This window comes from Hafnia paralvei ATCC 29927 (genome assembly GCF_001655005.1).
In the GTDB taxonomy this organism is placed as follows: Bacteria; Pseudomonadota; Gammaproteobacteria; order Enterobacterales; family Enterobacteriaceae; genus Hafnia; species Hafnia paralvei.
In genome coordinates this window covers 21,729-47,868 of the sequence record NZ_LXET01000021.1, presented here as the reverse complement: position 1 = coordinate 47,868, position 26,140 = coordinate 21,729, and the positions used below count along the sequence as shown (strand labels likewise).

Below are 26,140 nucleotides of genomic sequence, written 5' to 3'. Positions count from 1 at the left end.
CCACCGGGCAACTGACTCCCCCCCATGGTGATATATTGAATTAAGCCAAACTAAACCTAATGTGCAACAATATACAACTCTTTGCTATAGATATAATCCTGCGGGTTATGGACCGGAAAACCACCCACATAAGGCTTTAACAATTTGATTAACGGTTGATAATAGATAGGGATAATCGGTGCCTGCTGATTAATTCGTAACTCTGCCTGCGAGTATAAAACATTACGAGTCACAGGGTCGGCAACGCTCTCGGCCTGCTTTAATAACCTATCATATTCTGCATCTGACCAGTGTCCCACATTTTCGACACTGGTTGATTGCAGCGTGTTTAAAAACGTCGATGGCTCATCATAGGTGGCATCCCAAGACTGGCGCGACAACATAAAATCTCCGGCCCGACGTGCATCCAAGTATGTTTTCCACTCCATATTACGCAGCGTGACCTGAACGCCCAGCAACTTCTTCCACTCAGACGAAAGCGCAATAGCCGTTTTCTCATGCAGATCATATTTATTGTAAAACAGCTCGAATTTCAGTGGGCGTTGCTCATCATAGCCCGCTTGATGCAGTAGCCCTTTGGCTAGAATCACTCGCTGTGCTAGCGGCTCATCTAATTCATCCAGTACAGGAGGCTTAAAGCCGGTAACCTGAGGCGGAGTCAGCGTAGTTGCGGGTTCACGTAAGCCAAGCACTTTATGGGCGATAAGATCGCGGTCAACCGTCAAATAAAGCGCACGACGCACCCGCACATCATTAAACGGCGGCATCGAGGTGTTAAAATTATAATATTCGGTATTTAAACGCGGAATAATGTGTAATTCATCAGGCATTTTCTGCTGAATATCTTTAACTTGATCGGCTGGCACCCACGTTAAATCTAAATCACCTGCACGATAGCGGTTGTAGCCAGAAACCGCGTTATCAACCACTAAATACTCAACCTGTGTAAGAACAGTTTCTGCGCGATTCCAATATTGCGGATTAGGTTTCGCGACAATCTTTTCATTCACGACCCGGTTTGCCAGCACAAACGCCCCGTTAGAAATGAGGTGTTCTGGTCGAGTCCAGTCTTCGCCATATTTCTGCACTACGGTGTGTGGAACAGGGAAAGTGGTAGGCCATGCCAGCATTGAAATAAACCAAGGCGTTGGCTGCTCTAAATCAACCTGTAAAGTACGCGCATCAACCGCTTTGATGCCTAATTGCTGTGGCGATATTTTACCGCTGACAATGTGTGCAGCATTCACAACGTGCCCTGCAGCCAGATAGTCGGCGAAAGGACTCCCTGTTGCTGGGTCAACCGCACGTTGCCAAGCAAACACAAAATCCTCTGCGGTGAGCGGCGAGCCATCTGACCAACGCAAATTTTCGCGTAAGGTGAAGATAATCTGTTTACCATCGTCGCTTATTTTCCAGCTTTTAGCCTGAGCCGGTTGAACGTTTCCATTGCCATCCAGCCATACCAATCCTTCGAACAGATCGAACGCAACCTGTGCTGCGGTGTTCTCTTCGATTTTCTGCGGATCGAGCGTGCTGGGTTCGCTGTGGTTGTTGTAACGGAAAACCTGCTGAGGAGCGAGCGTTGTACCTGCTGGAATTTGTGCTGCATATAATGGTGCCACGCTTATCAGGCTGACCAGCCACAATGGCGTTAATATTTTCATGGTATTCCCTTATCAGTCGTCAGTGCGGATACGTTACGCTTCATACCATGAGATTGTTGTGTTGGATCTCGCGAATTATCTTTTTACGGCGTTGTGCTTAACGATATGATTAAAAAAAATCCAGCCATATCATTAGGCTGGATTTCAATATCTCATTCATTTAGCTGGCTAAAGGTTTCTGTTTCGAGGAAAGGTTAATACCTAAACGGCGTAGCTGACGCTTAAGCATTAAAATCACCACAACCGATAAGCAAATATTTGACAACGGCATGGCCAACCACACACCGTTAAGGCCGAATATCCACGGAAATAAAGCCAAGAACGGAAATAAGATCAGCATATTGCTGAGCGTAATAAAGGTAGCGTAACGAGCGTGTCCCAATGCCTGAAAGAATGTCGCCGCCAACACAATAAAGCCATCAAGAAACATCACAAATAGGTGAAGACGCAGACCATGAATCGTCGCCGACCGTAATACGTTGTCGCCAGAAATAAATATGCTGGCAAATAACGATGGCAGAATAAAAATGGCCAGTGCGAGTATGATCCCCCCACCTACCGCGGTCATTAGCCCTAAACTGAGCACTTTACGTACTTTTTCTGGCTGTCTCGCGCCATGATAATAGCTGACGAGTGGTTGCATTCCACCACATACGCCTTCAGCCAAGAGATAATAGAAACCAATCAAATAACTGGCAATACCATAAGCTGCCACTTCAACCGGCCCGCCATATTTCATGAAGAGCAGATTGTGTAACATCACAACGACGCTGAGGTAGAGATACATCAGCATGCTGGAAAAACCGGTGGTCAAAGACGCTAAGCTTAGGCGTAAATTAAAAGCAATATGCGAGCGTTGAGGCCGCAATTTATTATATCGACTGAAGATAAAACCAATACAGATCAGTACAGCCAAACTTTCGCTGGTGATCGTCGCCAATGCTGCGCCTTTTAATCCCCACCCGAGGCGAATAATGAAAATATAGTCCAATAAGACATTCATTAATGCCCCAACTAGCATGGCAAAAGTTGCCAAACGAGGTGCGCCTAAATTACGCACTAGCAGCGGCATCGCAATACTACCGAGCACTATCGGTCCCGATATTCCGACAATCGTGAGATAATCGATACCGTAATTTTCAATAATGCCCGAGGCATCCTGCATCCGCATAAAGAGCGGAGCCATATAAGCAACACAGCTCCCCACACCAATACCGAGAGCAATGAGCAACCAAAAAACCTGCATTAAGATGCGGCGAGCTTTATCTATTTTCTCTTCACCCTGCGCGAGCGAACAGCATGCGCCGCTGCCCATTCCGATCATCATCCCAACCGCAAGTAATACACCAGACAGCGGCCATGCCATATTGATCGCCGATAAACCTTCGGCACCCATCGCGTGACCGATAAATGCACCATCGACAATCTGGTACAGCCCACTGATTAACAGTGCGGCGATGGCCGGAATACTATAATGCCAGAATGTTCGGGTAATACTTTGGTGCAACATAACGCGTCCTAAATAGCTCTTTTTACACTGTTCAATGAAAACTTAATCGGTATTCAAGCCGTGACAGGCTTTATGCAGTAATAACTCAAATTGTTGCCGCTCTTCAGGCGTCAGTGCGCTCGCCATTTTCTGAGCTGTTTCTGCATAGATATCCATCTCTTCTTTTTCTAACGCAGTCCCTTTCTTCGTCACCTGCAATAACGTCGCTCTTCCGTCGTCTGAGCAAGGCACGCGTTGGATATATCCTCGGCTTTCTAGCTTACTCACCATTGCGCTAGCTGATGCCTTACTCACTTTCATGCACTCAGCTAGCTCGGTTAGCCGCACACCCTGCGGGTGCTCCAACAAAGCATAAAGATAATCAAATTCACTGTTGGTGAGCTCCATACTGCCGCTTTGACGTGAAACCTCACGCCAGCAAAACCAGAGGTGCCACTGAAGTTTCTTTAGATCGTTAATCATTTGGGGAATCCGCAGAGAGGGTTGCCACACTAGCTTCTATTTAGTTAGGCTAACATACTAAATGCAAATCGACAATCAGAGTCAACCTTACCGTCCAGTTGTTGAGAACTACTCCCATTAATGTTCTGAGATTTTCTTTATAACAATCACATATTCTGTAATTCAGATAACATATCGGAATATTTAAAATAAACGTTTTATTTTCCTTCAAGTGACTAATAGTTACCCATCCTAATTTTTAATCATAAATAAAAGCTGTTATCTTTAGCGGCTAATTTTTAAAGAATTAAATATAAAAATATCATTTGCAGGCTTATCAGTTTGCGCTTGCAAGCAAATATTTCTTTCTTTGCCGTTATTACATGACACAAAACTCAACTCTGGTGAAAAATAGACTTATGATGAAGAAAATTCTTATTGCAACAACGCTGTCTCTGGCAACTTTTCTTAGTGGCTGTGCTTCAGAGTCTTCTCGTTCTTTAGAAGTGGCCAAAGTAGCTTCTTATGGAACCCAATATAACGGTCCTCGCAGCCCTATTTCTGTCGGAAAATTCGATAACCGTTCTAGCTATATGAACGGAATTTTCTCGGATGGCGTTGATCGCCTAGGTAACCAGTCTAAAACTATTCTTGTCACTCATCTGCAGCAAACAGGTCGTTTTAACGTTTTAGACCGCACCAATATGGCTGAACTGAAAGAAGAAGCCGGTATTAAAGGCCAAACCCAAACGTTAAAAGGTGCGACCTACGTCATTACCGGTGACGTTACCGAATTTGGCCGTAAAGAGACAGGTGACCACCAGCTTTTCGGTATTCTGGGTCGCGGAAAATCTCAGGTAGCTTATGCAAAAGTTAACTTGAACGTGGTCAATGTTCAAACCTCTGAAGTGGTCTTCTCATCTCAAGGTGCTGGTGAATATGAGTTATCTAATCGTGAAATTATTGGCTTTGGCGGCACCGCAAGTTACGACTCAACGCTGAATGGTAAAGTATTAGATCTGGCTATCCGTGAAGCCGTCAACAATCTGGTTACAGGTATCCAAAACGGGGCATGGCAGCCAGCTCAATAATTATAAAATATACGGATAACTATTTTATGAAGTTTGTTAGACATTCGGGGTTACTGCTAGCCGTAGCCCTTTTGGCAGGCTGTGCCACGGCACCAAAGCCACTCTATAACTGGGATAATTATCAGTCCACGATTTATCAATATTACCAGTTGGGAGAAACCGGCCCTGAACAACAGATTGCGACGCTAAAGGCAAGCATCGAAAAATCTCGCTCGAAAGGTTTGTCGGTTCCTCCCGGATTACATGCTCACTTAGGCATGCTTTATAGCAATACCGGACAGATGGATTTGGCGATGGCCGAGTTTGAAGCAGAGAAAGCGCAGTACCCAGAATCAGCGACGTTTATGGACTTTCTGACCCGCAAGAATAAAGGAGCGATGAAATGAAATATCTTCTCGCTCTATGCGGTTTGATTAGCGCGTTGCTCCTGACCGGCTGTGTATCCCCTGTTAAACATGACTATTCGGCATTTAAGCAAAGCAAACCGAAAAGCATTTTGGTGTTGCTGCCACAAAATCAGTCTCCTGATATAACGGCTAGCCACGGTCTTCTGTCTCAGGTCACTTTCCCTTTGGCTGAGGCTGGATACTACGTCTTCCCTGTTGCCGTGGTGGAGGAAACCTTCAAGCAAAATGGCATGACCAATGCTGGAGATATCAACGCGGCAAGTCCTGCCAAGCTGCGCCAAATCTTTGGTGCGGATGCTGTTTTGTATCTGACGGTGACTCAATATGGCACGTCTTACCAAGTGATTTCCAGTGATACCCGCGTCTCAGCCACGGCGAAACTGGTGGATCTACGCGATGGGAAAACACTGTGGAGCGGCTCTGCTACGGCATCTAGCACCGAGAATGACGATAACTCCGGCGGACTGCTCGGCATGGTTGTCACAGCCATGATCAATCAGGTTAGCAATACGCTGAACGATAAGAGCCACGATATTGCCGGTATCACCAGCGTCCGTTTGCTATCTGCGGGAACGCCTAATGGCATTCTCTATGGGCCACGTTCGCCTCAATATGGCAAAGACGCACAGTAACGTTTCTACACCATAATCCTATCAAGCCTCGCACTGCGGGGCTTTTTTGTGTCAATATCTCTTTAAGCACAAAGCGTTAGCTCAGTACTTTATGTACGCTACAAGGGTTACCGCACGCCACCACATTAGCCTCAATCGAACGCGTTATCACGCTCCCAGCACCCACGGTAACGCCGTCACCGATAGTCACTCCTGGTAAAATAATACAACCGCCGCCAATCCACACATTACTGCCAATAGTCACCGGCTGTGCACTGCCGATATGCGCATTACGCGAATCTATCGCCAGCGGATGTTGAGCGGTATAAAGTTGAACATCAGGACCAATAAAAACATTGTCGCCAATAGTCACCCTCGCACAGTCAAGGATGACAAAGTTGAAGTTGATAAAGACATTGGAGCCAAAATAAGTGTTACAACCATAATCAACCCGCAGCCCCTTTTCGATGTGAACGTTCTCTCCCACCTGAGCAAAAATGTCTGTAATGAGACGATTTTTCTCCATAACATTCCGGGCGCTGAGTGCATTGAAAGCGTCCACGCGGTCACGCGTCACGTAGCGAATTTCACGCAGTTCATCATCGTTAATAAAATACTCTTTCCCCGAAGTCATTAGATCAAACGCGCGCATATCAGTCTCTCTGTAGAAAACGTCAAACTAGCATGCCGCAGGGTTTATAACAGGGACGCATCTGACGCAAATATGCACTATTTAGCTAACAGATACGGTTAGATGATGGATATCAAAAAGACAAAAAGCCCCTGCTGCTTACGCGAACAGGGGCTTCATTTACCTGAGATTAACACTCAGGAAAGACTATTACAAAATCGGCTGTGCCATCTGCACCAGAGAAATCAATGGCTGCGGGAAGATACCCAGCAGAACCACTAAGATCCCAGAAATCAGAACGACAACGCCACCGGCAGTCAGTGCCCAGTTATTTGGCGTATCACGTACCAATGTCTCAGGTGCATGCAGATACATACTGACAGCCACGCGTAGGTAGTAGTACAAACCAATCGCACTCCCCACGACAACGGCACCGGTCAACCACCACAGGTGCGCACTCACACCCACGGAGATGATGTAGAACTTACCGATAAAGCCTAGCGTCATTGGAATACCTGCCAGTGACAACATAGAAACCGTCATGACGGCAGAAAGAATCGGCTTGTGCCAGAACAGACCACGGTATGAGAACAGTGACTCTGCATCAGGGCCGCTGTAAGGGCTAGACATCAGGCTCACTACGCCAAAGGAGGCCAAACTGGCGAACAGATAACCTGCCAGATAAACACCTACCGCTTCCGCGGAGATCTGTTGGCTTTGCACCGCAATCAGCGCGACCAGCAGATAACCCAAATGTGACACCGAAGAGTAACCCAGCAAACGCTTGATGTTGCTCTGAGTGATCGCCATCAGGTTACCAAACAGGATTGAGCAGAACGCAATAATACCCAGAACCAAACGAACGGTTTCGCTGTTGGTGACAGGAGCATACATAAACAGACGCATCAGAACCGCAAAGATCGCAATCTTGCTGGCCGTAGCGAGGAAGGTTGAAACCGGCGCAGGCGCACCCTGATAGACGTCAGGCGTCCACAACTGGAACGGAACCAGAGACAGTTTGAAACCGAAGCCAACCAGCATTAAGCCCAAGCCCGCCAGCAGTAGCGGCTCATGCAGCATGCTATCGCTCATGCTCTTACCTAAACCAACAAACGACAGGTCACCAGACTCAGCGTAGAGCAGCGCCATACCAAACAGCAGGAAGGACGAAGCCGCTGCTGACAGAATGGTGTACTTGATAGCTGCTTCCAGCGAGCGTTTCTGGCGGTAGGCATAACCGATCAGGCCAAACAGTGGCAGAGAGATAAGCTCAATACCAATGAAAAGCGCAGCCAAATGGTTTGCACAGGCCAGCACAATGCCACCCAGCGTCGCGATCAGAACCAGCAGGTAGAACTCATCGCGGTTATCGGGATAGCCTTGCAGCCACGGATAAGCAAAGGTGCTAGTCGCAAGGCTCGACAGCAACACCAGCCCAATATAAAGCATGGAGAAGCTATCAATGCGGAATAGCGGAGTTACGCTTAACGAGCCGTCCGTTGCAGAAAGAAGCTGCCCCACAAAATAGAGCGAAAGCAGCGCTAGGTTCAAACCGATCACTGTCACCGTTGCGTTGACGAAGTGGTTGCGTCGCCACGCAATGCACAGCATCACAACCACCACCGTCAATCCGACGATCAACAGCGGTAACAGTGCGATCAGATGTTGAGGAGTTATTGTCATGGCGAATTACGGCCTTGTTGTTGTAGATAATGACTGCAAAGTTGAAGCAGAGCTAAACCAGTGCTGCACGTTCGTCATTGCTGCGCTGGACGTATCCAGAATAGGCTGAGGATAAAGACCCAGCGCAACCAGCAGAACCACCAGCAGCAGAATAATTGACAGCTCACGCGCACTCATGCCCGGCAATGGTTTGTCAGATTTTGGAGCACCGTAGTAGGCGCGCTGCATCATGATTAACGAATAAACAGAGGCAAACACCAGACCGAAGGTTGAGATAATCGTGATAACCGGCACCACTTGGAAGCTGCCGAACAAGATCATGAACTCACCGACAAAGTTACCAGTACCTGGCATACCCAACGTCGCTACGGCGAAGAACAACGACAGCGCTGGCAGATATTTAATCCGCCCCCACAGGCCGCCCATCAGACGCATATCACGCGTGTGCAGACGCTCATACAGCTGACCGCAGATGATGAACATACCGGCAGCGGACAAGCCGTGTGCAATCATCTGAATCACTGCCCCCTGATAAGCCAGTTGGTTACCAGAATAAATCGCGATCAGCACAAAGCCCATATGAGAAACAGAGGTATATGCGATCAGACGCTTAATATCGGTCTGAGCAAATGCCATCCATGCGCCGTAGAAGATACCAATCACACCCAGCCACATGGCGATCGGTGCAAACTCATGAGAAGCTTCAGGGAACAGAGGCAAACTGAAACGTAGCAGACCATAGGCTGCGGTTTTCAGCAAGATACCCGCTAGGTCAACAGAACCTGCGGTTGGTGCCTGACTATGTGCATCGGGTAACCAGCCGTGTAATGGAACTACCGGCATTTTCACTGCAAAAGCAATGAAGAAGCCCAACATCAGCAGATACTGAACGTTATGGCTCATCGGCGTATTCAGCAGGTCTTCATAGTTGAATGTCCACACGCCGGTTGCGTTGTAGTGAACGAACACCAGACCCAAAATCGCGATCAGCATGATCAGACCGCTGGACTGGGTATAGATGAAGAACTTGGTTGCCGCACTGATACGAGTTTTGCCGTCTGATGCTTTATGACCCCAAAGAGCGATCAAGAAGTACATCGGCACCAGCATCATTTCCCAGAAGAAGAAGAACAGGAACAGGTCGATGGCCAAGAACACACCGATAACGCCGCCCAGAATCCACAGCAGATTCAGGTGGAAAAAGCCCTGATACTTCTGGATCTCGTTCCAAGAACAGAGAATCGCTAGCACACCCAGCAAGCCGGTCAACACGACCATCAGCAGTGATAAGCCGTCTAATGCAAGATGGAATTCAATACCGAAACGAGGGATCCACGGTATGGAGAACTCCGACTGCCACTGCGGAATACCCGCTGCCTGAGTCAGAGAATAGCCGCCCTGCAACCAGAGTTGCAGAGACAACACTAACGTCAGACCCATTGCTATCAGTGCAATCCAGCGTGGAGCTTTGGTGCCGAAGCGCTCGCTCTGCCAGCTTAAGAAGCCACCGATAAACGGGATAAGAATTAGCCAAGGTAATAACATGGCGCTTTGTGTCCCTTAAAATTGAATAATGTAAAACTTGTTATTAGTAGGGGCCAACTGCCCCTACTCTTCAGGTTTTAAACTCTATTCATTTGACCAATAACAACAGAGCCAATACGACCACTGCGCCCACACCCATAGATGCCATATACCAGCGCAACTGACCGTTCTCGCTCACCGCCAGACCACGATTCCCCCAACGCGCAAAGACAGCGAACAGGTTCATCAGGCTGTTTAGCGGATCACGCTGTAACAGGTAAGCAACGGCTTTAAACGGCTTAACAAAGATCATGTTGTATAGCCAATCGAAGCCCCACGCATGGAACCACCACGTTGAGAAGAAGCGACCTGGCGCACTTTGCGCCACGCTGTTCACAAACTGGCGTTTACCCAGGTACAAGACAGCAGCCAACAAGATGCCAACGATCGCGACAACGCCGGAGATAATTTCCAAGGTCATCTTACCTGCTTCACCGCTATGGCTTTCTGGCAGCACGCCCGCCAACGGTGGTGTAATCAACGCACCGATGAACGTAGACAGAACCAGCAGCACGATCAGCGGTAGGCTGTGCGCAATGCCTTTACCGGCATGGGCTTTGGTGTGTGCTTCGCCATGGAACACAATGAAAATCATACGGAAGGTATACAGCGACGTCAGGAACGCCCCAACCAGACCCGCAGTCATCAGGTTGATGTGACCAGAAGCCAATGCGCCCCACAGGATCTCATCTTTACTGTAGAAACCTGCGGTGACGATTGGCAACGCTGACAGCGCAGCGCCACCCACCAAGAAGCAGATGTAAACCAGCGGCAGCGATTTACGCAACCCACCCATTTTGAAGATGTTCTGCTCGTGATGGCAGGCCAAAATGACCGAGCCAGAAGAGAGGAACAGCAGCGCTTTGAAGAACGCATGCGTCATCAAATGGAAAATTGCCGCGTCCCATGCCTGAACGCCAAGCGCCAAGAACATGTAGCCAATCTGACTCATCGTTGAATAAGCCAGCACACGTTTGATGTCGGTTTGCACCAGCGCAGCAAAGCCAGCCAGCACCAGCGTAACAGCACCAACAATGCCCACCAGATGCAGTATTTCTGGCGCCATCAGGAACAAGCCATGAGTACGTGCAATCAGGTAAACACCCGCGGTAACCATGGTCGCGGCGTGGATCAGTGCAGATACCGGAGTTGGACCCGCCATCGCATCTGCCAACCACGTTTGCAGCGGCAGCTGTGCAGATTTACCCACAGCACCACCCAGCAGCATCAGCGTTGCCCAAGTAATGGCGGCGGAGCCGACTTCCAATTTCTGCGGTGCCAGAATCATCAGTTCACGGATGTTCAGGGTGCCCAGTTCGTTATAAAGAATGAACAGGCCAATGGCTAAGAACACGTCACCCACACGGGTCACAATGAACGCCTTCATCGCCGCAGCGCCGTTAGCTGGATTGGTGTAGTAGAAACCGATCAACAGATAACTGCACAGCCCTACCCCTTCCCAGCCGAGATACATCAGCAGCAGGTTATCCGCCAGTACCAGAACTACCATGCTAGCGATAAACAGGTTGGTGTACGCGAAGAAGCGGGAGTACCCCTCTTCACCACGCATATACCAAGAGGCAAACATATGAATGAAGAAGCCCACGCCGGTGACCACGGAGAGCATGGTTAACGACAGGCCATCAAGCGTAAGAGTGATTGGAATACCAAAATCACCCACGGCCATCCAGTTCCACAGGTGCTGGTTAAACACCTGCACGCCATCCGCTTTTTGGCTTAAGAAATCAAAGCCAACATAAGCCGTTACTAGAGCAGCCAGACCGATAGAGCCAACGCCGATGATAGCCGACGTACTTTCTGACCAGCGACCACGGGAAAATGCCAGCAGCAAGAACCCGATTAACGGCAGCAATATTGTTAAGTAGAGTAGGTTCATCCGCGCATCTCACTGACAGTATCTATATTCAGGGTGTTGCGACGGCGATGCAATTGCAGCAACAGCGCCAAGCCGATGCTCGCTTCCGCAGCCGCTAAGCTGATAGCCAGAATATACATCACCTGACCGTCTGCCTGTCCCCAATAGCTCCCCGCCACCACGAATGCCAAAGCAGCCGCGTTGATCATGATTTCCAAGCTAATCAGCATAAACAGCAAATTGCGTCGGATTAATAGGCCGGTCAGCCCGAGAACAAACAGGATGGCCGCCAGAATTAAACCGTGTTGTAACGGGATCATGCTCGCTCCTCCGCCTTGTTTTTAACCGCCATTGCCTTGGCTTTATTGGCTTCTGTCTCTGGTGTTTTGCTAAAGACTTCGCCCTGCTTATGCTCACGCCCGATGTGGAACGCCACCACCAGACCGGCTAGCAGCAGCATAGACACCAGTTCAACAGCCAGAACATAAGGACCAAACAGCGCGATACCGACCGCTTTCGCGTCAATCATGTCGCCGCTGATACCCTGATCGTTCACGCTCATAATGGCGTAGACCAGCACCGCTAGCAGGATGAGAGACAGCAAGCTTGGCCCAATCCACAGCGAAGGTTTCAGCCATGCGCGCTCTTGCTCAACCACAGAATTTCCCAGGTTGAGCATCATCACAACGAACACGAACAGAACCATAATCGCACCGGCGTAAACGATGATCTCCAACGCCCCGGCGAAATAAGCGCCCAGCGAGAAGAACACCGCAGCGACAGCCAGCAGCGATACGATGAGATACAGCAAGGCGTGAACCGGATTGGTGTGCGAGATCACTCGGATCGTTGCCACCACGGCCACCAGCGCTGCAATGTAGAATGCAAATTCCATGCTTGGCTCCTTAAGGTAGCAGACCTTTGACGTCGATCGGCTTCGCTTCGTTTTCGGCTTCGCCTTTGGCTTTGCCGTCGATAGCCATACCGGCCATACGATAGAAGTTATATTCTGGGTATTTGCCCGGCCCCGAGATCAACAGATCTTCTTTTTCATACACCAAATCCTGACGCTTAAACTCACCCAGTTCGAAATCCGGCGTTAGCTGAATCGCCGTCGTTGGGCAGGCCTCTTCACATAAACCGCAGAAGATGCAACGAGAGAAGTTGATGCGGAAGAACTCTGGATACCAGCGACCGTCTTTAGTTTCTGCTTTCTGCAAAGAAATACAGCCAACCGGACAGGCTACCGCACACAGGTTACAGGCAACGCAACGCTCTTCACCGTCTGGATCGCGCGTTAACACGATACGACCACGGTAACGAGGTGGCAGATAAACCGGTTCTTCCGGATACATTTGGGTTTCGCGCTTAGCAAACGCATGCAAGCCAATCATCCACAGGCTGCGCACTTGGGTGCCGAAACCAACCACTAACTCTTTCAATGTCATGGTTCATTCACCCCTTATTGAGCGTTATACAAAATCACGGCGGCGGTCGCCAACAGGTTCAACAACGTCAGCGGCAGGCAAATTTTCCAGCCAAATGACATCACCTGGTCATAGCGAGGACGCGGCAATGACGCACGCACCAGAATAAACATCACCATGAAGAAGGCCGTCTTGATAGCAAACCAGATAACCGGCGGCAGGAATGGCCCCTGCCAACCACCGAAGAACAGCGTAACAATCAGCGCTGACACGGTGACGATCCCGATATATTCCCCCACAAAGAACAGACCGAATTTCATACCGGAGTATTCAATGTGGTAACCATCAGCCAGTTCCTGCTCGGCTTCTGGTTGGTCAAAAGGATGACGGTGACACACCGCAACACCCGCGATGATGAAGGTCAGGAACCCAAAGAACTGCGGGATGACATTCCACAAATGAGACTGTGATTCAACAATCGTCTGCATGTTGAAGGAGTCAGCCTGTGCAACAACGCCCATCACCGAAAGACCAAGGAACACTTCGTAGCTCAGGGTTTGTGCCGATGCACGCATCGCCCCAAGCAAAGAGTATTTGTTGTTACTTGACCAACCGGCGAACAGCACGGCATAAACCGCAAGACCCGCCATCATCAGGAAGAACAGGATACCGATATTCAGATCCGCTCCCATCCACGTTGGGCTGACAGGCACAATCGCAAATGCCAGCAACAGAGATGAAAACGCAATCATCGGTGCCAAGGTAAAGATTAAGCGGTCAGAGAAGCGCGGAACCCAGTCTTCTTTGAAGAACATTTTGACCATATCCGCAACCAGTTGGAGCGAACCGCCCCAGCCAACACGGTTTGGTCCATAACGATTCTGGAACAGGCCGAGCAGACGACGTTCGCCGAAGCTCATGAATGCCCCGCAGGTAACCACCACCAGCAAAATCACAATGGCTTTTAACACTGTGAGAAGGATGTCGATCACCTCTGGCGTTAGCCAACTCATAATGCTGCCTCCCGCACTTTCGTTTCCTGAATAGCGTCAACTTTGGTTCCGTTCAGTACCGGAGAGATCCCTGGTAACCCAAGAGGCAGACCGATTTGACCCGATTGTAGGTTTTCGCTTAAGCGTGCTGGTAACGTCAGTTTCTGGTCTGCAAAAGTCAGTTCCAGAAGCGTGCCGTTGTTAACGCCCAGCTGCGCGGCATCCGCTGGATTCACCATCACGTAAGCCTCTGGCATACGAGTCTGAATGACCGGAGAACGCTGAGTCATTTCGTCACTACCAAACAGATGATAATAAGGCGCAACAACCCAACCCGCATTGTGATAGGCGGCAGGTACCGCGTCGAAGTACGCCAGTGAACCCTCACCAGCAGCAATCAGACGCACACCCGGATCGCCGTGGCGCAAATGACCACCCACTTCGGCTTGGAATTTGTTCCATGCCTGAGGGGAGTTCCAGCCTGGAGCCCATGCGAATGGGATCTGCTGGCGATCTTCTAACGGACCACTGTAGCCTTCCATCGAGAACGCAAACGCGGTGTCTTTGTCCTGTGGCTGGCGAGGTTCATGCACGCTGATGTTGGCACGCATAGCGGTACGACCGCTGTAGCGATGCGGTTCACGCGCCAGTTTCTGACCTTTAATTCGGAATGTTGCATCCGGTGCCGCATCCACAATACCTTGCAGCTGTGGGTAAGCTTTCACACACGACGCGATCACATGATCCAGCAACGTCCAGTCGATCTGACGGCTTTCAACGGTGGTATGCAGCGAATGCAACCAGCGCCAGCTTTCCAGCATAATGGACGGCGTGTTTTTCTTCGGATCGTCGTAGTAGGCAGGATCATAAACTTGGAAGAAGCGCTGAGCGCGGCCTTCCTGATTGACCAGCGTACCGTCGCTCTCAGCAAAACTTGCTGCAGACAACACCAGATCGGCTTTGTCCATAATGGCAGTGCGCTGATGATCGACGACGATCACGCTTTGTGCTTTGGCCAACGCAGCATCGACACGTGCAGCTGGCGCATGGCGGTAGAGATCGTTCTCCAATACCACGACGGCATCCGCACTCCCCTGCTCCAGCTCAGCCAATGCATCATCGATAGATGGTGCATTCATCATCGCCAAGCCCATGCTGTTCGCTTCGGAGGCAATAAAGGTAATACCAACGTCCAGATCGCGTGTTTTCAATGCCTTGGCAATGTTCGCAGCGGCTTCAATCAACGGGGTATAACCGGCGTTGCTGCCTGTTACGATCAGTGGCTTCTTCGCTCCGGCCAGAGCCTGAACAATCACGTCAACCTGCTTGCGCACGTCGTCCGATAGTCCATCAACCGCAGGAGCCGAGTTATCCAACGCATGTGCAACCGCAAATCCTAGACGAGCCTGATCGGCAACCGGTGCGCGATAGTTCAGAGCAGCAACGTCATCCAACCGAGTGTCATCAATGCTGGTCATGAACAGTGGATACTTCGCGCGCTGACCAATGTTTTGAATCGCAGCAATCTGCCAATCTGCTACGCGCTGGGCCGCAGCCATCGCGCGCGCTTTGCCTTTCACCGCCTGACGTAGTGCCAGCGCGATACGTGCCGCTGTCTGGGTTACGTCTTCCCCCAGAATTAGTACCGCATCATAGCTTTCCATTTCACGCAGAGCTGGCGTGTAAACGCCGCCTTCGCGCAGAATTTTCTGCATCAGATTCAAACGGCTTAATTCACCCGCCTCAATACCGCTGTAGAAGTTTTCCGCACCAACGAGTTCGCGTAGCGCATAGTTGCTTTCGAGACTTGCGCGTGGAGAGCCGATACCGATGGTTTTCTTCGCCTGACGCAGCAAATCTGCAGCTCCCTGCATCGCCTGTTCGGCATTCAGGTGGATCCAGTCATTGCCACGGCGCTGTTGCGGCTGGCGAGGACGATCTTTCAGGTTGACGTAGCCATAGCCGAAACGCCCACGGTCGCAGAGGAAATAATGGTTTACAGTACCGTTATAGCGGTTTTCAATACGGCGAATTTCACCGTAGCGTTCACCTGGGCTGGTGTTACATCCCACGCTGCACTGCTGGCAGACGCTAGGAGCAAACTGCATGTCCCATTTACGGTTGTAACGCTCGGAGTGTGTTTTGTCAGTAAATACGCCCGTTGGACACACTTCTACCAAGTTACCGGAAAACTCACTTTCCAGCGTTCCGCTTTCTGGGCGGCCAAAGTAGACGTTGTCGTGCGCACCATAAACGCCGAAATCGGTGCCGTCAGCGTAATCTTTGTAGTAACGCACGCAGCGGTAACAGGCGATACAGCGGTTCATTTCGTGAGAAATAAACGGCCCTAACTCCTGATTATTGTGGGTACGCTTCGTGAAGCGGTAACGGCGGAAACTGTGGCCCGTCATTACCGTCATATCTTGCAGGTGGCAGTTGCCGCCTTCTTCACATACCGGGCAATCGTGTGGATGATTGGTCATCAACCACTCAACGACGCTCTCACGGAACGTTTTTGCTTCAGCATCATCGATAGAAATAAAAGTTCCATCCTGCGCTGGTGTCATACATGACATTACCAGACGACCGCGAGTGTCTTCCGCGTTCTGGTATTGCTTAACCGCGCACTGGCGGCAAGCACCGACGCTTCCCAGCGCCGGGTGCCAGCAAAAGTAAGGAATATCAAGTCCCAGAGAAAGACATGCCTGTAACAGGTTATCCGCTCCGTTAACTTCATACTCTTTGCCGTCTACATGAATTGTAGCCATTAGCATGCTTCCAAAATAAGAAAAACCTTTAAATTACCAGCGCGATTTCAGCAAGTTCGGCTGAATACCCTTAATGGCATTCAAGTTGCCGTAGTCTTTGGCGGCAATGCCTGCTTCGAACTCTTCACGGAAATATTTAATCGCGCTCTGTAATGGTTCAACAGCCCCCGGCGCATGTGCGCAGAACGTTTTGCCTGGGCCTAAATGGCGGCACAGCTGTTCTAACGTTTCGATATCTCCCGGCTGGCCTTCGCCACGCTCAAGTGCACGCAGGATTTTTACACTCCACGGCAAACCATCACGGCATGGTGTACACCAGCCACAGGACTCGCGAGCGAAGAATTCTTCTAAGTTGCGCACAAGCGGCACCATGCCGATCTCATTATCAACGGCCATTGCCAGCGCGGTACCCAAACGGCTACCTGCTTTGCCAATGCTGGCGAAGTCCATCGGCAGATCGAGATGATCGCCGGTCAGGAAGTCAGTTCCTGCGCCACCTGGCTGCCACGCTTTGAGCGTTAAACCATCGCGCATACCACCGGCGTAATCCTCAAGAATTTCACGCGCCGTGGTGCCGAATGGCAGTTCCCATAGACCTGGATTTTTCACCCGCCCCGAGAAGCCCATCAGCTTGGTGCCCGCATCTTCACTCTTACCGGCAGAGAGACCTTTATACCAGTCGACGCCGTGCTCAATAATCGCGGGTACGTTGCACAAAGTTTCAACGTTGTTAACACAGGTAGGCTTGCCCCATACGCCAGAACTGGCTGGGAATGGTGGCTTGGAGCGAGGATTGGCACGACGCCCTTCCAGTGAGTTAATCAGCGCAGTTTCTTCACCGCAGATATAACGCCCTGCGCCGGTATGCACAAACAGCTCAAAATCAAAGCCCGAGCCTAAAATGTTTTTACCCAGCAGGCCTGCCGCTTTAGCTTCTTCGATCGCTTTACGCAGGTTAACCGCAGCTTCTACGTATTCGCCACGCAGGAAAATATAGCCACGGTAGGATTTCAACGCGAACGCCGCAATCAGCATACCTTCCACCAATAGGTGTGGCATCTGCTCCATCAGCAAACGGTCTTTGTAGGTGCCCGGCTCCATTTCATCGGCGTTACACAGCAGGTAACGAATGTTCATGGATTCGTCTTTCGGCATCAGACTCCACTTCAAGCCTGTTGAGAAGCCTGCACCACCGCGCCCTTTCAGGCCAGCGTCTTTAACCAGATTGACGACTTCATCCTGAGCCATGCCTTTGAGCGCTTTTTCAGCGCCCTGATAGCCACTTTTACTGCGATACTCATCCAGCCAAACCGGCTGTTTGTCATCGCGTAAACGCCACGTTAGCGGATGGCTTTCCGCTGAACGGGTTGGGAATAAAGCTGAAGGAATCGTCATTTATACTGCTCCAACAATTCGACGACGTTTTCCGGCGTCAGGTGAGCATGAGTATCTTCATCGATCATCATATTCGGCCCCTTGTCGCAGTTACCCAGACAGCACGTTGGCAGCAGCGTAAAGCGACCATCAAACGTGGTTTGACCCGGCTTGATATTCAGTTTACGTTCCAGCGCAGCCTGAATGCCTTGGTAGCCGTTGATATGGCAAACCACACTGTCGCAATAGCGAATAATGTGGCGGCCAACCGGCTGACGGAAGATCTGGCTATAAAACGTGGCCACCCCTTCGACGTCTGCGGCAGGAATATCTAACACCTCGGCAATGGCATAAATGGCACCATCAGGGACCCAGCCGTGCTCTTTTTGCACAATTTTCAGTGCTTCAATCGACGCGGCGCGCGGATCTTCATAGTGATGTTTTTCATGCTCGATGGCCTCACGGGCGCTATCGCTGAGCACGAAAACCTCTTCTTTAGCTAAAGATTGATCTGACATGATTAGCGGTCCACATCTGACATAACAAAATCAATACTGCCGAGGTATACGATCAGGTCGGATACCAGGCTGCCACGAATTACCGCTGGGATCTGTTGCAGGTGCGCATAGCTTGGCGTGCGAATGCGCGTACGGTAGCTCATCGTGCTGCCGTCACTGGTCAGGTAATAACTGTTGATCCCTTTAGTCGCTTCAACCATTTGGAACGATTCGTTGGCAGGCATGACCGGCCCCCACGACACTTGCAGGAAGTGCGTGATTAGGGTTTCGATGTGCTGCAACGTGCGCTCTTTCGGCGGCGGCGTGGTCAGTGGATGGTCAGCTTTAAACGGACCTTCCGGCATATTTTTGTAACATTGCTCCAGAATTCTTAGGCTTTGACGAAGCTCTTCGACTTTCAGCATTACACGGTCGTAGCAGTCACCGTTGTGACCCACCGGAACTTCGAAATCAAAGTTTTCGTAACCGGAGTAGGGACGCCATTTACGCACGTCAAACTCGATACCCGTGGCACGCAGACCCGCCCCCGTTACGCCCCAGTCCAAGGCTTCTTTTGCATTGTAGGCAGCAACGCCAACCGAACGGCCTTTCAGAATAGTGTTTTTCAGCGCGGCTTTAACATAGGAGTCCAAACGCTTTGGCATCCAGTCAAGGAAGTCACGTAGCAAACGTTCCCAACCGCGAGGCAAATCGTGTGCCACGCCGCCGATACGGAACCAGGCTGGATGCATACGGAAACCGGTAATCGCTTCAACCACGTCATAAACTTTCTGGCGATCGGTAAAGGCGAAGAATACGGGGGTCATCGCACCTACGTCCTGAATAAACGTAGAGATATACAGCAGATGGCTATTAATGCGGAACAGCTCAGAAAGCATGACGCGAATAACCTTCACACGCTCTGGCACTTCAATACCTGCCAGTTTTTCAACGGCCAGTACGTAAGGCATTTCATTCACGCAGCCGCCGAGGTACTCGATACGGTCGGTATACGGAATATAGCTGTGCCATGATTGGCGCTCACCCATCTTCTCTGCACCACGGTGGTGATAACCCACGTCTGGCACACAGTCGACGATCTCTTCACCGTCCAACTGCAACACGATGCGGAATGCACCATGGGAAGAGGGGTGGTTAGGGCCGAGGTTGAGGAACATGAAATCTTCATTTTCAGTACTGCGCTTCATTCCCCAGTCTTCAGGTTTGAAGGTCAGTGATTCCATTTCCAGATCTTGTTTTTGCTTGGTCAGCTCAAACGGATCGAACTCAGTCGCACGCGCCGGATAATCTTTACGCAGCGGGTGCCCTTCCCATGACTGAGGCATCATAATGCGCGTCAGATGTGGGTGGCCATCGAAGGTCATACCGAACATTTCCCACGTTTCACGCTCATACCAGTTAGCGTTAGGGAAAATCTTGGTCACGGTCGGCAGATGCATGTCTTTTTCAGACAATGCAACCTTGAGCATGATGTCGCGATTTCGTTCAATAGAGATGATGTGATAGAAGACTGAAAAATCGGCTTCCGGCAACCCTTGACGATGGGTACGCAGACGCTCATCCATACCATGCAGGTCAAACAGCATAACGTATGGTTTTGGCAGTTTTTTCAGGAAGGACATCACTTCCAGTAATTGCTCACGCTTCACCCAAACAACAGGCATTCCAGTGCGTGTGGGCTGAACGGTAAAGGCATCGGGCCCAAAACGGTTGCGCAATTCACCGATAACCGGATCATCCAGATGATCGCGGGTTTGCCACTCTTTACCTTCGGAAAGAGGCAAATTCAGATCTTGCGTCGTCGAATCTGTCATAATTTTTATCACCACGCTTTTACTTTACTTGCCGGAAACCAGCAAACTAACGGGCTAAATCATTCGCCGCTGACAATGCTAACCCTTAATGGGCTGCATCATGCGTGCGTTAAATTTCGTCTGGTGAGCGCAGATTAGTCACTGCAATACGCTCAGCTCGCTTGCGCTCTTTTTCTGATGGCATGTTGGCTCGATAAACACCTTGATCGCCCACAACCCAAGATAATGGGCGGCGTTCTTTACCAATCGATTCCTGCAACAGCATCAGCGCCTGCATATAGGCTTCTGGACGCGGCGGACAGCCCGGGATATACACATCAACCGGAATAAACTTGTCTACGCCTTGCACGACAGAATAAATGTCATACATGCCGCCAGAGTTGGCACAAGACCCCATAGAAATCACCCATTTTGGTTCCAGCATCTGGTCATATAGACGCTGAATAACCGGAGCCATTTTGGTGAAACAGGTTCCCGCAACCACCATAAAGTCAGCCTGACGTGGAGAGGCACGAAGCACTTCCGCCCCAAAACGCGCAACGTCATGCACCGCAGTGAATGACGTCACCATCTCCACATAACAACAAGAAAGGCCGAAGTTATACGGCCAAAGAGAGTTTTTACGCCCCCAGTTCACCATATCGTGCAGAGCGTTTTCGAGTTTGCCCATATACACACTGCGGTGAACATGCTGTTCCAGAGGATCGGTCACGATCTCCTGTTTTTGAAGGGGGTAACGGTCGTTCTCACCGTCCGGATCGATGCGGGTGAGCGTATAATCCATCTTTATGCCTCAATTCTTTCTCTATAAATGGTGACTAATAGGCCAGACTTACTGCGGGCGGCTATCTGTATTCGTGACGGTACTTTCGTGCTCTACACGGCGCTTGGAACGTGCGGGAGTCCAATCAAGCGCGCCGATACGCACGAGATAGAACAAGCCTGCTAACAGCACCAAAATGAAAATTGCCGCTTCGATAAAGCCAACCCATCCACTCTCCCGGATGGAGACAGACCAAGCATATAGATACAAGGCTTCCACATCGAAGATGACGAAGAACATGGCGACCAGATAAAACTTAGCAGACAGACGCAGACGCGCTGAGCCTACTGAGTCGATACCGGATTCATAAGGCGTATTTTTCGCGCGCGCGCGTGCTCTCCCACCGAGTGCATATGCTCCAAGAAGCATAACCCCACATAGCCCGAGTGCGACGATGATAAATACGGCGAATGCCCAGTGATGAGCGATTACTTCAGTGGTTGTTGACATACTCTTATGCTTACTCATCAAACGTGATGCGGTTCACTGCGTAAAAATGCAGGAGCACCACAACGACTAAGGGAAGGAAAATGACCACAAGAAAACTGCTGTTTCCTATGATTAAACAGAGTTTTACTGTGGGCTTTTTACTCCTTTCTATAACCTTTTGTCAACTTTGACAAAAGTAACAACACATTAATTTACAACACTACATTTTACTTAACATTTGATGCGTCTGCACGACGTATTAGCATCCTTAATGACGTTTTAGAGTTGCATCAGTAACGTGTCGATTATGTAAACGAAAGTGAATGTTTGGTAAGCACTATACCATTTTCTAAAGAATTACCCGTTCACCATCGTGGGTATCTCGGGTGTTTTTATGATGGAGATCACACTTACAATGATAAGCACGCAAATGAATATTCATTCAAGACAGCAGAATCTTGAGATTGTTTAACATTTGCTGTATGTATTTCATACAGTCACATTATTCATGAGAATGCTTTTCATTTAAGTTTTTGATGGTAAAGCGGAATCGGTTCAGGTGGGAAGCTTACGGTAGTCAAACAACGAAATGTTAAAAATTTATTTCATACTATAAAATAATCACATACCGGCATGTTTATGCACTCAATGCCGGTATGTGGAATCAATTTTTCCTGTTGAAAATGTGCATTAATGAACGATCTCAAGCCACGTCAGCAGGATCGGTTGGGCCAGTAGAATAAGCACTCCCCTGCTCAACAGCCAGATCGATATTTGGAGCATTTTCAATATAAGGTTCAGAACCTGCTTTTAATGAACTAAACAATATCGTCGCTAATTCATTAGTGCAGTTTGGGGCTAAGCAAAGAGAATATTCAGTTTCAGGTAGCTTAGGTAGACGCTCAGAAACACCAAGAACGCGCAGCTCTGGGCTCATCATTTCAATTGGCCGAGCTGTAACCCCCAACCCCGCTTTCACCGCGGCTCGTACTGCTGACAGCGTAGATGCTACATACGCAATACGCCATGGAATACCGGCTTCATTCAGATGCTTGATCGCCAGTGCGCGGAATGGACTCGGCTCATCCAGTACCACTAATGGCACAGGCTCACCGGCTTGGTAATCGTAATCGGTTGCGCAAAACCACACAGTTGGAGAACGTCTTAGCGTTTCATAAGAGAACTCATCAAAGCCCATAGTAGTAATGGCGAGATCAATTTCTCGATCTTTCAGCAACTGTCTCATGTCAGGACTGCGCTTTACTCTGACATCGATTTCCAGCTTCGGATAAAGGCTGGTAAATCGGCTCAGCAGAAAAGGCAAAATAGTATCCGCGGTATCGTCAGTAGCGCCAATAATGAGTGAGCCATGAAGATGATTGTAGATCAGTGAACTACAGGCTTCATCGTTAAAGCGCAAGATTTTACGTGCATACCCCAACAACTGCACGCCGTGCTCCGTGAGTTGTTTGTTACGTCCATGGCGAGCAAATAACTCCTTGCCAACCAACTGTTCCAAACGTTGCATCTGCTGGCTGACGGCCGATTGTGTTCTCTGCACCACAATAGCCGCTGCCGCAAAAGTTTTCACATCGGCGACAGCTACGAACGTTCGTAGCAAATCTAAATCAAGGTTAATGGTAGGACGATGTGTATTTATCATATCTATTTCTCATTATAAGACTGCGATTATAAAACCCTGGTATTTAAGACTTGTGATACTTAGATAATCAGACTCCTCCTATCACTGATACATCCACTACTTAATACTTAATCCATTTGATATACATGTTTAATTATGGCTTAAAAACAAATTTTAAGCATAAAACACGCAAAAATATTTACACTATTGAATCCTGCTTATTAGTTAAGATATGCAATTAACCACATCGCTTATAATTAACTGTAATATAATAACTTTTTAAATAATTCTATCTTTTTATACGTACTTTTATAGCAGCAACACAATAAATAAATTAATAATTCTTATGTTAGCTTAATAACCGAGACCGGTTTCATTAAGCTTAGCTGTTGTTTCCTTGGAAAAGTTTTTTCTTTTTTAGCGCAAAAAAAACCACGCTTATTGAAAACGTAATTAATAAACCTGTTACTAACAACTGCGCTCCCCCCGTAAGCATTCCCCCCACATACGAGTAAACAAGCGTTGCGGGCAGTTGCCCTATTCCTGTCGCAATTAGGAATCCCCTTACTTTAATAGAGGTTAATCCTGCTGCATAGCTAATAATGTCAAATGATACAAAGGGTAATAGCCGGCAAATCAGGATGGTATGTTTTCCGTAGCGAGCAAAAAAAAGATCGCTACGCGTTAAGGCTTCGGAGGAAACAAACTTTTCAAGCGTTTCTCTACCTACCCAACGAGCCAAAATGAAACATATCCAAGCTGCTACCATAGCACTGAACCAGGATAAGAGAGCCCCTTGCCACCAGCCAAATAGCGCCGCGTTGGCGAATGTAATTAAAAACGCGGGCAAGGGAGCAGCAAGAGCCTGAAAGATCATGAGCAAAAATGAGACAACCATTGCCCAAGGCCCAAAACTGCGTAAATACTCCATCATCGCACTAACATCCAACGAGGAGAACAGCGCCCACCAATGCCATAACAGCTGACGGGGGGAATCGAACCACAGCATGCCAGCGACCATCAGGCACAGAAGAAATAAAATACAAGCCTGACGATGCTTAAACATAACTCGTTGGTTTCCTCAGTAATTACTACCTAACATAGGATAACGATTTATCACCAACTTGTGTGCGCTAACTTAAAACATTGTGCGCTTGCACAAAGAACACTGAAAAATGTTGCGACAAAATACATCCCTTTCTGTTTTTCCTTGTTAGGATCCCTGATGAAAGTCACTTCTCAGATAGTCACCTCAGCGCTATTACTTGGGTGGTTACAAATGGCTCATGCCGCTGACGTCACGTCTCTAAAACACATTAAGCTTGATGATCTTCAGTCTGGCAATGGTGCAATTGTCGATACCCGCCCTAGTGCATTTTACAACGGATGGCCCCAGGGGCTTAACGGCCCATCAGGTCATGAACCTCAAGCGTTCAATCTTTCTGTAAACTGGTTAAGCCTCATGAGCGATGAGCAGCTACAACAGTGGGCTAGCCAGCATCAGATCACGCCAGACCGTAAAATTGCACTTTATGGTACGACTGAACAGACCTCAGAGGTTAGTAAACGATTAATGAAGCTGGGCTACATCAATATTGCCACGCTCAGTGACGCGTTGTCCCAACCCGACCGTTTACAACGTATGGCTCACTATGAGCAACTCGTTTACCCACAGTGGATCCACGATTTACAGCAAGGAAAAAATGTCGTAGCGAAGCCCGCGGGTGAATGGAAAGTCATTGAAGCCGCTTGGGGAGCACCTAAGAAATATTTGCTCAGCCATATTCCCGATGCAGGCTATATCGATACTAATGACATAGAAAGCGAGCCGCTTTGGAACAAGGTTTCCGACGACAAGCTGAAAGCATTGCTGGCTAAGCAAGGCATTAAACACGATACCACCGTCATCCTCTACGGTCGCGACGTGTATGCAGCCGCTCGCGTTGCTCAGATCATGTTATACGCAGGTGTTAAAGATGTTCGACTGCTAGATGGGGGCTGGCAAACTTGGTCTGATGCGGGACTCCCCGTTGAGCGCGGACTCCCGTCAAATGTGAAACCCGCGCCTGATTTCGGAGCAGAAATTCCGGGACAGCCGCAGCTGATGCTCAATGAAGAACAGGCTCGTGGGTTATTACATCGTAAAGATGCCTCGCTGGTGAGTATCCGTTCATGGCCAGAGTTTATCGGTGAAACCAGCGGTTACAGCTATATAAAACCAAAAGGTGAGATCGCGGGCGCTCGCTGGGGCCATGCAGGCAGTGACTCCACGCATATGGAAGATTTCCATAATCCAGACGGAACCATGCGCTCAGCTGATGATATCGCGGCCATGTGGAAAGAGTGGCATATCACCCCTGATCAACAGGTTTCCTTCTATTGCGGTACTGGTTGGCGAGCCTCTGAGACCTTCATGTATGCCCGCGCTATGGGTTGGCCATCTGTCAGCGTATACGATGGTGGCTGGTATGAATGGAGCGCTAATCCAAAGAACCCAGTTGTTGCAGGAGAACGCGGGCCAGAGAGTAGCTGGGAGTGATGCTCACGCTTATTTTCTGAGCACGTGATGTTGGGATGATAAAGTCATCGGGCAGATTCTGCACTCAAGAGCGGTCATCTGGGATGTCATTTCTGCTGCAGTTTGATATTGGCGATGCAAGTTCAGTGTAATATTCCGCCCGCCTGTTCATACCGAGCTTCATTGATACACTGATGAAGGCGTACGGGCAGAGACCACCAGCGCGTGGTCTCTGCACTCGCGCGCTTTTATCCGAGACGCCATCTTCGCTGCGGTTTGGTATCGCCCATCTCGGGCGCCCCAAACGCCAGCATGACATCCCTGTCGGGCGAAAACC

At 49.3% G+C, this 26,140-nt stretch carries 23 protein-coding genes; 4 read left to right on the top strand and 19 right to left on the bottom strand.

The genetic code is table 11. The features are described 5' to 3' along the window. Nucleotides 1-56: 56 nt before the first annotated feature. From M988_RS06805 to M988_RS06795, 3 genes are all read right to left on the bottom strand, one after another. Nucleotides 57-1,664 (bottom strand): ABC transporter substrate-binding protein, encoded by a 1,608-nt coding sequence (locus M988_RS06805; protein ID WP_064573386.1) that lies wholly within the window; start codon nucleotides 1,662-1,664, stop codon nucleotides 57-59. 160 nt (nucleotides 1,665-1,824) lie between these two features. Beyond that, nucleotides 1,825-3,174 carry an MATE family efflux transporter gene (locus M988_RS06800; protein WP_064573381.1) on the bottom strand — a complete coding sequence of 450 codons (1,350 nt, stop codon included), beginning with the start codon at nucleotides 3,172-3,174 and terminating at the stop codon, nucleotides 1,825-1,827. Between the two features lie 42 nt (nucleotides 3,175-3,216). Next, nucleotides 3,217-3,636: a MarR family winged helix-turn-helix transcriptional regulator gene (locus tag M988_RS06795; protein WP_004092586.1), complete on the bottom strand. Its 420-nt coding sequence runs from the start codon at nucleotides 3,634-3,636 to the stop codon at nucleotides 3,217-3,219. A 398-nt stretch (nucleotides 3,637-4,034) separates the two neighbouring features. Here M988_RS06795 and M988_RS06790 point away from each other — a divergent pair, with 398 nt between their 5' ends. From M988_RS06790 to M988_RS06780, 3 genes are read left to right on the top strand one after another with little or no spacing between them, the layout of a single operon-like run. After that, nucleotides 4,035-4,706 carry a CsgG/HfaB family protein gene (locus M988_RS06790; RefSeq protein ID WP_008814009.1) on the top strand — a complete coding sequence of 224 codons (672 nt, stop codon included), beginning with the start codon at nucleotides 4,035-4,037 and terminating at the stop codon, nucleotides 4,704-4,706. Between the two features lie 26 nt (nucleotides 4,707-4,732). Then, nucleotides 4,733-5,092 (top strand): DUF4810 domain-containing protein, encoded by a 360-nt coding sequence (locus M988_RS06785; RefSeq protein WP_064573378.1) that lies wholly within the window; start codon nucleotides 4,733-4,735, stop codon nucleotides 5,090-5,092. Further along, nucleotides 5,089-5,745: a DUF799 domain-containing protein gene (locus M988_RS06780; protein ID WP_008814011.1), complete on the top strand. Its 657-nt coding sequence runs from the start codon at nucleotides 5,089-5,091 to the stop codon at nucleotides 5,743-5,745. The genes M988_RS06785 and M988_RS06780 overlap by 4 nt, the downstream gene beginning before the upstream one ends. A 76-nt stretch (nucleotides 5,746-5,821) precedes the next feature. On the opposite strand, the gene M988_RS06775 is transcribed toward M988_RS06780, so the two are convergent. The 16 genes from M988_RS06775 to M988_RS06700 all read right to left on the bottom strand — a co-directional run bounded on the left by M988_RS06775 (nucleotide 5,822) and on the right by M988_RS06700 (nucleotide 24,351). Continuing rightward, complete coding sequence (locus tag M988_RS06775; RefSeq protein WP_064573375.1) at nucleotides 5,822-6,376, bottom strand: sugar O-acetyltransferase; 555 nt, start codon at nucleotides 6,374-6,376, stop codon at nucleotides 5,822-5,824. Nucleotides 6,377-6,565: 189 nt separating this feature from the next. Continuing rightward, nucleotides 6,566-8,038, bottom strand: coding sequence for an NADH-quinone oxidoreductase subunit NuoN (gene nuoN / locus M988_RS06770; protein WP_008814013.1), 1,473 nt, complete (start codon nucleotides 8,036-8,038; stop codon nucleotides 6,566-6,568). A gap of 6 nt (nucleotides 8,039-8,044) precedes the next feature. Beyond that, entirely contained in the window at nucleotides 8,045-9,583 is a 1,539-nt protein-coding gene (gene nuoM / locus M988_RS06765) for an NADH-quinone oxidoreductase subunit M (protein ID WP_064573373.1), read from the bottom strand. A gap of 88 nt (nucleotides 9,584-9,671) precedes the next feature. Next, a complete protein-coding gene (gene nuoL / locus M988_RS06760; protein WP_008814014.1) occupies nucleotides 9,672-11,519 on the bottom strand; it encodes an NADH-quinone oxidoreductase subunit L in 1,848 nt (615 codons plus the stop codon). After that, nucleotides 11,516-11,818 (bottom strand): NADH-quinone oxidoreductase subunit NuoK, encoded by a 303-nt coding sequence (nuoK, locus tag M988_RS06755; protein ID WP_004092601.1) that lies wholly within the window; start codon nucleotides 11,816-11,818, stop codon nucleotides 11,516-11,518. The genes nuoL and nuoK overlap by 4 nt, the downstream gene beginning before the upstream one ends. Continuing rightward, complete coding sequence (gene nuoJ / locus M988_RS06750) at nucleotides 11,815-12,393, bottom strand: NADH-quinone oxidoreductase subunit J (protein WP_004092602.1); 579 nt, start codon at nucleotides 12,391-12,393, stop codon at nucleotides 11,815-11,817. The genes nuoK and nuoJ overlap by 4 nt, the downstream gene beginning before the upstream one ends. A gap of 10 nt (nucleotides 12,394-12,403) precedes the next feature. Further along, nucleotides 12,404-12,946 (bottom strand): NADH-quinone oxidoreductase subunit NuoI, encoded by a 543-nt coding sequence (nuoI, locus tag M988_RS06745; protein ID WP_004092603.1) that lies wholly within the window; start codon nucleotides 12,944-12,946, stop codon nucleotides 12,404-12,406. Nucleotides 12,947-12,960: 14 nt separating this feature from the next. Continuing rightward, nucleotides 12,961-13,938 carry an NADH-quinone oxidoreductase subunit NuoH gene (gene nuoH, locus M988_RS06740; RefSeq protein WP_004092604.1) on the bottom strand — a complete coding sequence of 326 codons (978 nt, stop codon included), beginning with the start codon at nucleotides 13,936-13,938 and terminating at the stop codon, nucleotides 12,961-12,963. Next, nucleotides 13,935-16,685: an NADH-quinone oxidoreductase subunit NuoG gene (gene nuoG / locus M988_RS06735; protein WP_008814015.1), complete on the bottom strand. Its 2,751-nt coding sequence runs from the start codon at nucleotides 16,683-16,685 to the stop codon at nucleotides 13,935-13,937. The genes nuoH and nuoG overlap by 4 nt, the downstream gene beginning before the upstream one ends. 33 nt (nucleotides 16,686-16,718) lie before the next feature. Next, entirely contained in the window at nucleotides 16,719-18,080 is a 1,362-nt protein-coding gene (gene nuoF / locus M988_RS06730) for an NADH-quinone oxidoreductase subunit NuoF (RefSeq protein WP_004092607.1), read from the bottom strand. Then, entirely contained in the window at nucleotides 18,077-18,577 is a 501-nt protein-coding gene (gene nuoE / locus M988_RS06725; protein ID WP_004092610.1) for an NADH-quinone oxidoreductase subunit NuoE, read from the bottom strand. The genes nuoF and nuoE overlap by 4 nt, the downstream gene beginning before the upstream one ends. Before the next feature lie 2 nt (nucleotides 18,578-18,579). Next, nucleotides 18,580-20,403 (bottom strand): NADH-quinone oxidoreductase subunit C/D, encoded by a 1,824-nt coding sequence (nuoC, locus tag M988_RS06720; RefSeq protein WP_371272857.1) that lies wholly within the window; start codon nucleotides 20,401-20,403, stop codon nucleotides 18,580-18,582. A 97-nt stretch (nucleotides 20,404-20,500) separates the two neighbouring features. Then, nucleotides 20,501-21,175, bottom strand: coding sequence for a NuoB/complex I 20 kDa subunit family protein (locus M988_RS06715; RefSeq protein ID WP_004092613.1), 675 nt, complete (start codon nucleotides 21,173-21,175; stop codon nucleotides 20,501-20,503). A 48-nt stretch (nucleotides 21,176-21,223) separates the two neighbouring features. Next, nucleotides 21,224-21,664: an NADH-quinone oxidoreductase subunit A gene (locus M988_RS06710; RefSeq protein ID WP_008814016.1), complete on the bottom strand. Its 441-nt coding sequence runs from the start codon at nucleotides 21,662-21,664 to the stop codon at nucleotides 21,224-21,226. 682 nt (nucleotides 21,665-22,346) lie between these two features. Continuing rightward, complete coding sequence (locus M988_RS06705; protein WP_008814017.1) at nucleotides 22,347-23,306, bottom strand: LysR family transcriptional regulator; 960 nt, start codon at nucleotides 23,304-23,306, stop codon at nucleotides 22,347-22,349. Between the two features lie 361 nt (nucleotides 23,307-23,667). After that, nucleotides 23,668-24,351 carry a TVP38/TMEM64 family protein gene (locus M988_RS06700; RefSeq protein ID WP_008814018.1) on the bottom strand — a complete coding sequence of 228 codons (684 nt, stop codon included), beginning with the start codon at nucleotides 24,349-24,351 and terminating at the stop codon, nucleotides 23,668-23,670. 159 nt (nucleotides 24,352-24,510) lie between these two features. On the opposite strand from M988_RS06700, the gene M988_RS06695 reads away from it, so the two are divergent. Beyond that, a complete protein-coding gene (locus M988_RS06695; RefSeq protein WP_064573371.1) occupies nucleotides 24,511-25,824 on the top strand; it encodes a rhodanese-like domain-containing protein in 1,314 nt (437 codons plus the stop codon). The last annotated feature ends 316 nt before the right edge of the window (nucleotides 25,825-26,140 follow it).

Excerpts from the sequence above, each read along its gene's own strand:
- M988_RS06805 (WP_064573386.1), bottom strand. The coding sequence starts at position 1,664 with ATGAAAATATTAACGCCATTGTGGCTGGTCAGCCTGATAAGCGTGGCA.
- M988_RS06800 (WP_064573381.1), bottom strand. The coding sequence starts at position 3,174 with ATGTTGCACCAAAGTATTACCCGAACATTCTGGCATTATAGTATTCCG.
- M988_RS06795 (WP_004092586.1), bottom strand. The coding sequence starts at position 3,636 with ATGATTAACGATCTAAAGAAACTTCAGTGGCACCTCTGGTTTTGCTGG.
- M988_RS06790 (WP_008814009.1), top strand. The coding sequence starts at position 4,035 with ATGATGAAGAAAATTCTTATTGCAACAACGCTGTCTCTGGCAACTTTT.
- M988_RS06785 (WP_064573378.1), top strand. The coding sequence starts at position 4,733 with ATGAAGTTTGTTAGACATTCGGGGTTACTGCTAGCCGTAGCCCTTTTG.
- M988_RS06780 (WP_008814011.1), top strand. The coding sequence starts at position 5,089 with ATGAAATATCTTCTCGCTCTATGCGGTTTGATTAGCGCGTTGCTCCTG.
- M988_RS06775 (WP_064573375.1), bottom strand. The coding sequence starts at position 6,376 with ATGCGCGCGTTTGATCTAATGACTTCGGGGAAAGAGTATTTTATTAAC.
- nuoN (WP_008814013.1), bottom strand. The coding sequence starts at position 8,038 with ATGACAATAACTCCTCAACATCTGATCGCACTGTTACCGCTGTTGATC.
- nuoM (WP_064573373.1), bottom strand. The coding sequence starts at position 9,583 with ATGTTATTACCTTGGCTAATTCTTATCCCGTTTATCGGTGGCTTCTTA.
- nuoL (WP_008814014.1), bottom strand. The coding sequence starts at position 11,519 with ATGAACCTACTCTACTTAACAATATTGCTGCCGTTAATCGGGTTCTTG.
- nuoK (WP_004092601.1), bottom strand. The coding sequence starts at position 11,818 with ATGATCCCGTTACAACACGGTTTAATTCTGGCGGCCATCCTGTTTGTT.
- nuoJ (WP_004092602.1), bottom strand. The coding sequence starts at position 12,393 with ATGGAATTTGCATTCTACATTGCAGCGCTGGTGGCCGTGGTGGCAACG.
- nuoI (WP_004092603.1), bottom strand. The coding sequence starts at position 12,946 with ATGACATTGAAAGAGTTAGTGGTTGGTTTCGGCACCCAAGTGCGCAGC.
- nuoH (WP_004092604.1), bottom strand. The coding sequence starts at position 13,938 with ATGAGTTGGCTAACGCCAGAGGTGATCGACATCCTTCTCACAGTGTTA.
- nuoG (WP_008814015.1), bottom strand. The coding sequence starts at position 16,685 with ATGGCTACAATTCATGTAGACGGCAAAGAGTATGAAGTTAACGGAGCG.
- nuoF (WP_004092607.1), bottom strand. The coding sequence starts at position 18,080 with ATGACGATTCCTTCAGCTTTATTCCCAACCCGTTCAGCGGAAAGCCAT.
- nuoE (WP_004092610.1), bottom strand. The coding sequence starts at position 18,577 with ATGTCAGATCAATCTTTAGCTAAAGAAGAGGTTTTCGTGCTCAGCGAT.
- M988_RS06715 (WP_004092613.1), bottom strand. The coding sequence starts at position 21,175 with ATGGATTATACGCTCACCCGCATCGATCCGGACGGTGAGAACGACCGT.
- M988_RS06710 (WP_008814016.1), bottom strand. The coding sequence starts at position 21,664 with ATGTCAACAACCACTGAAGTAATCGCTCATCACTGGGCATTCGCCGTA.
- M988_RS06705 (WP_008814017.1), bottom strand. The coding sequence starts at position 23,306 with ATGATAAATACACATCGTCCTACCATTAACCTTGATTTAGATTTGCTA.
- M988_RS06700 (WP_008814018.1), bottom strand. The coding sequence starts at position 24,351 with ATGTTTAAGCATCGTCAGGCTTGTATTTTATTTCTTCTGTGCCTGATG.
- M988_RS06695 (WP_064573371.1), top strand. The coding sequence starts at position 24,511 with ATGAAAGTCACTTCTCAGATAGTCACCTCAGCGCTATTACTTGGGTGG.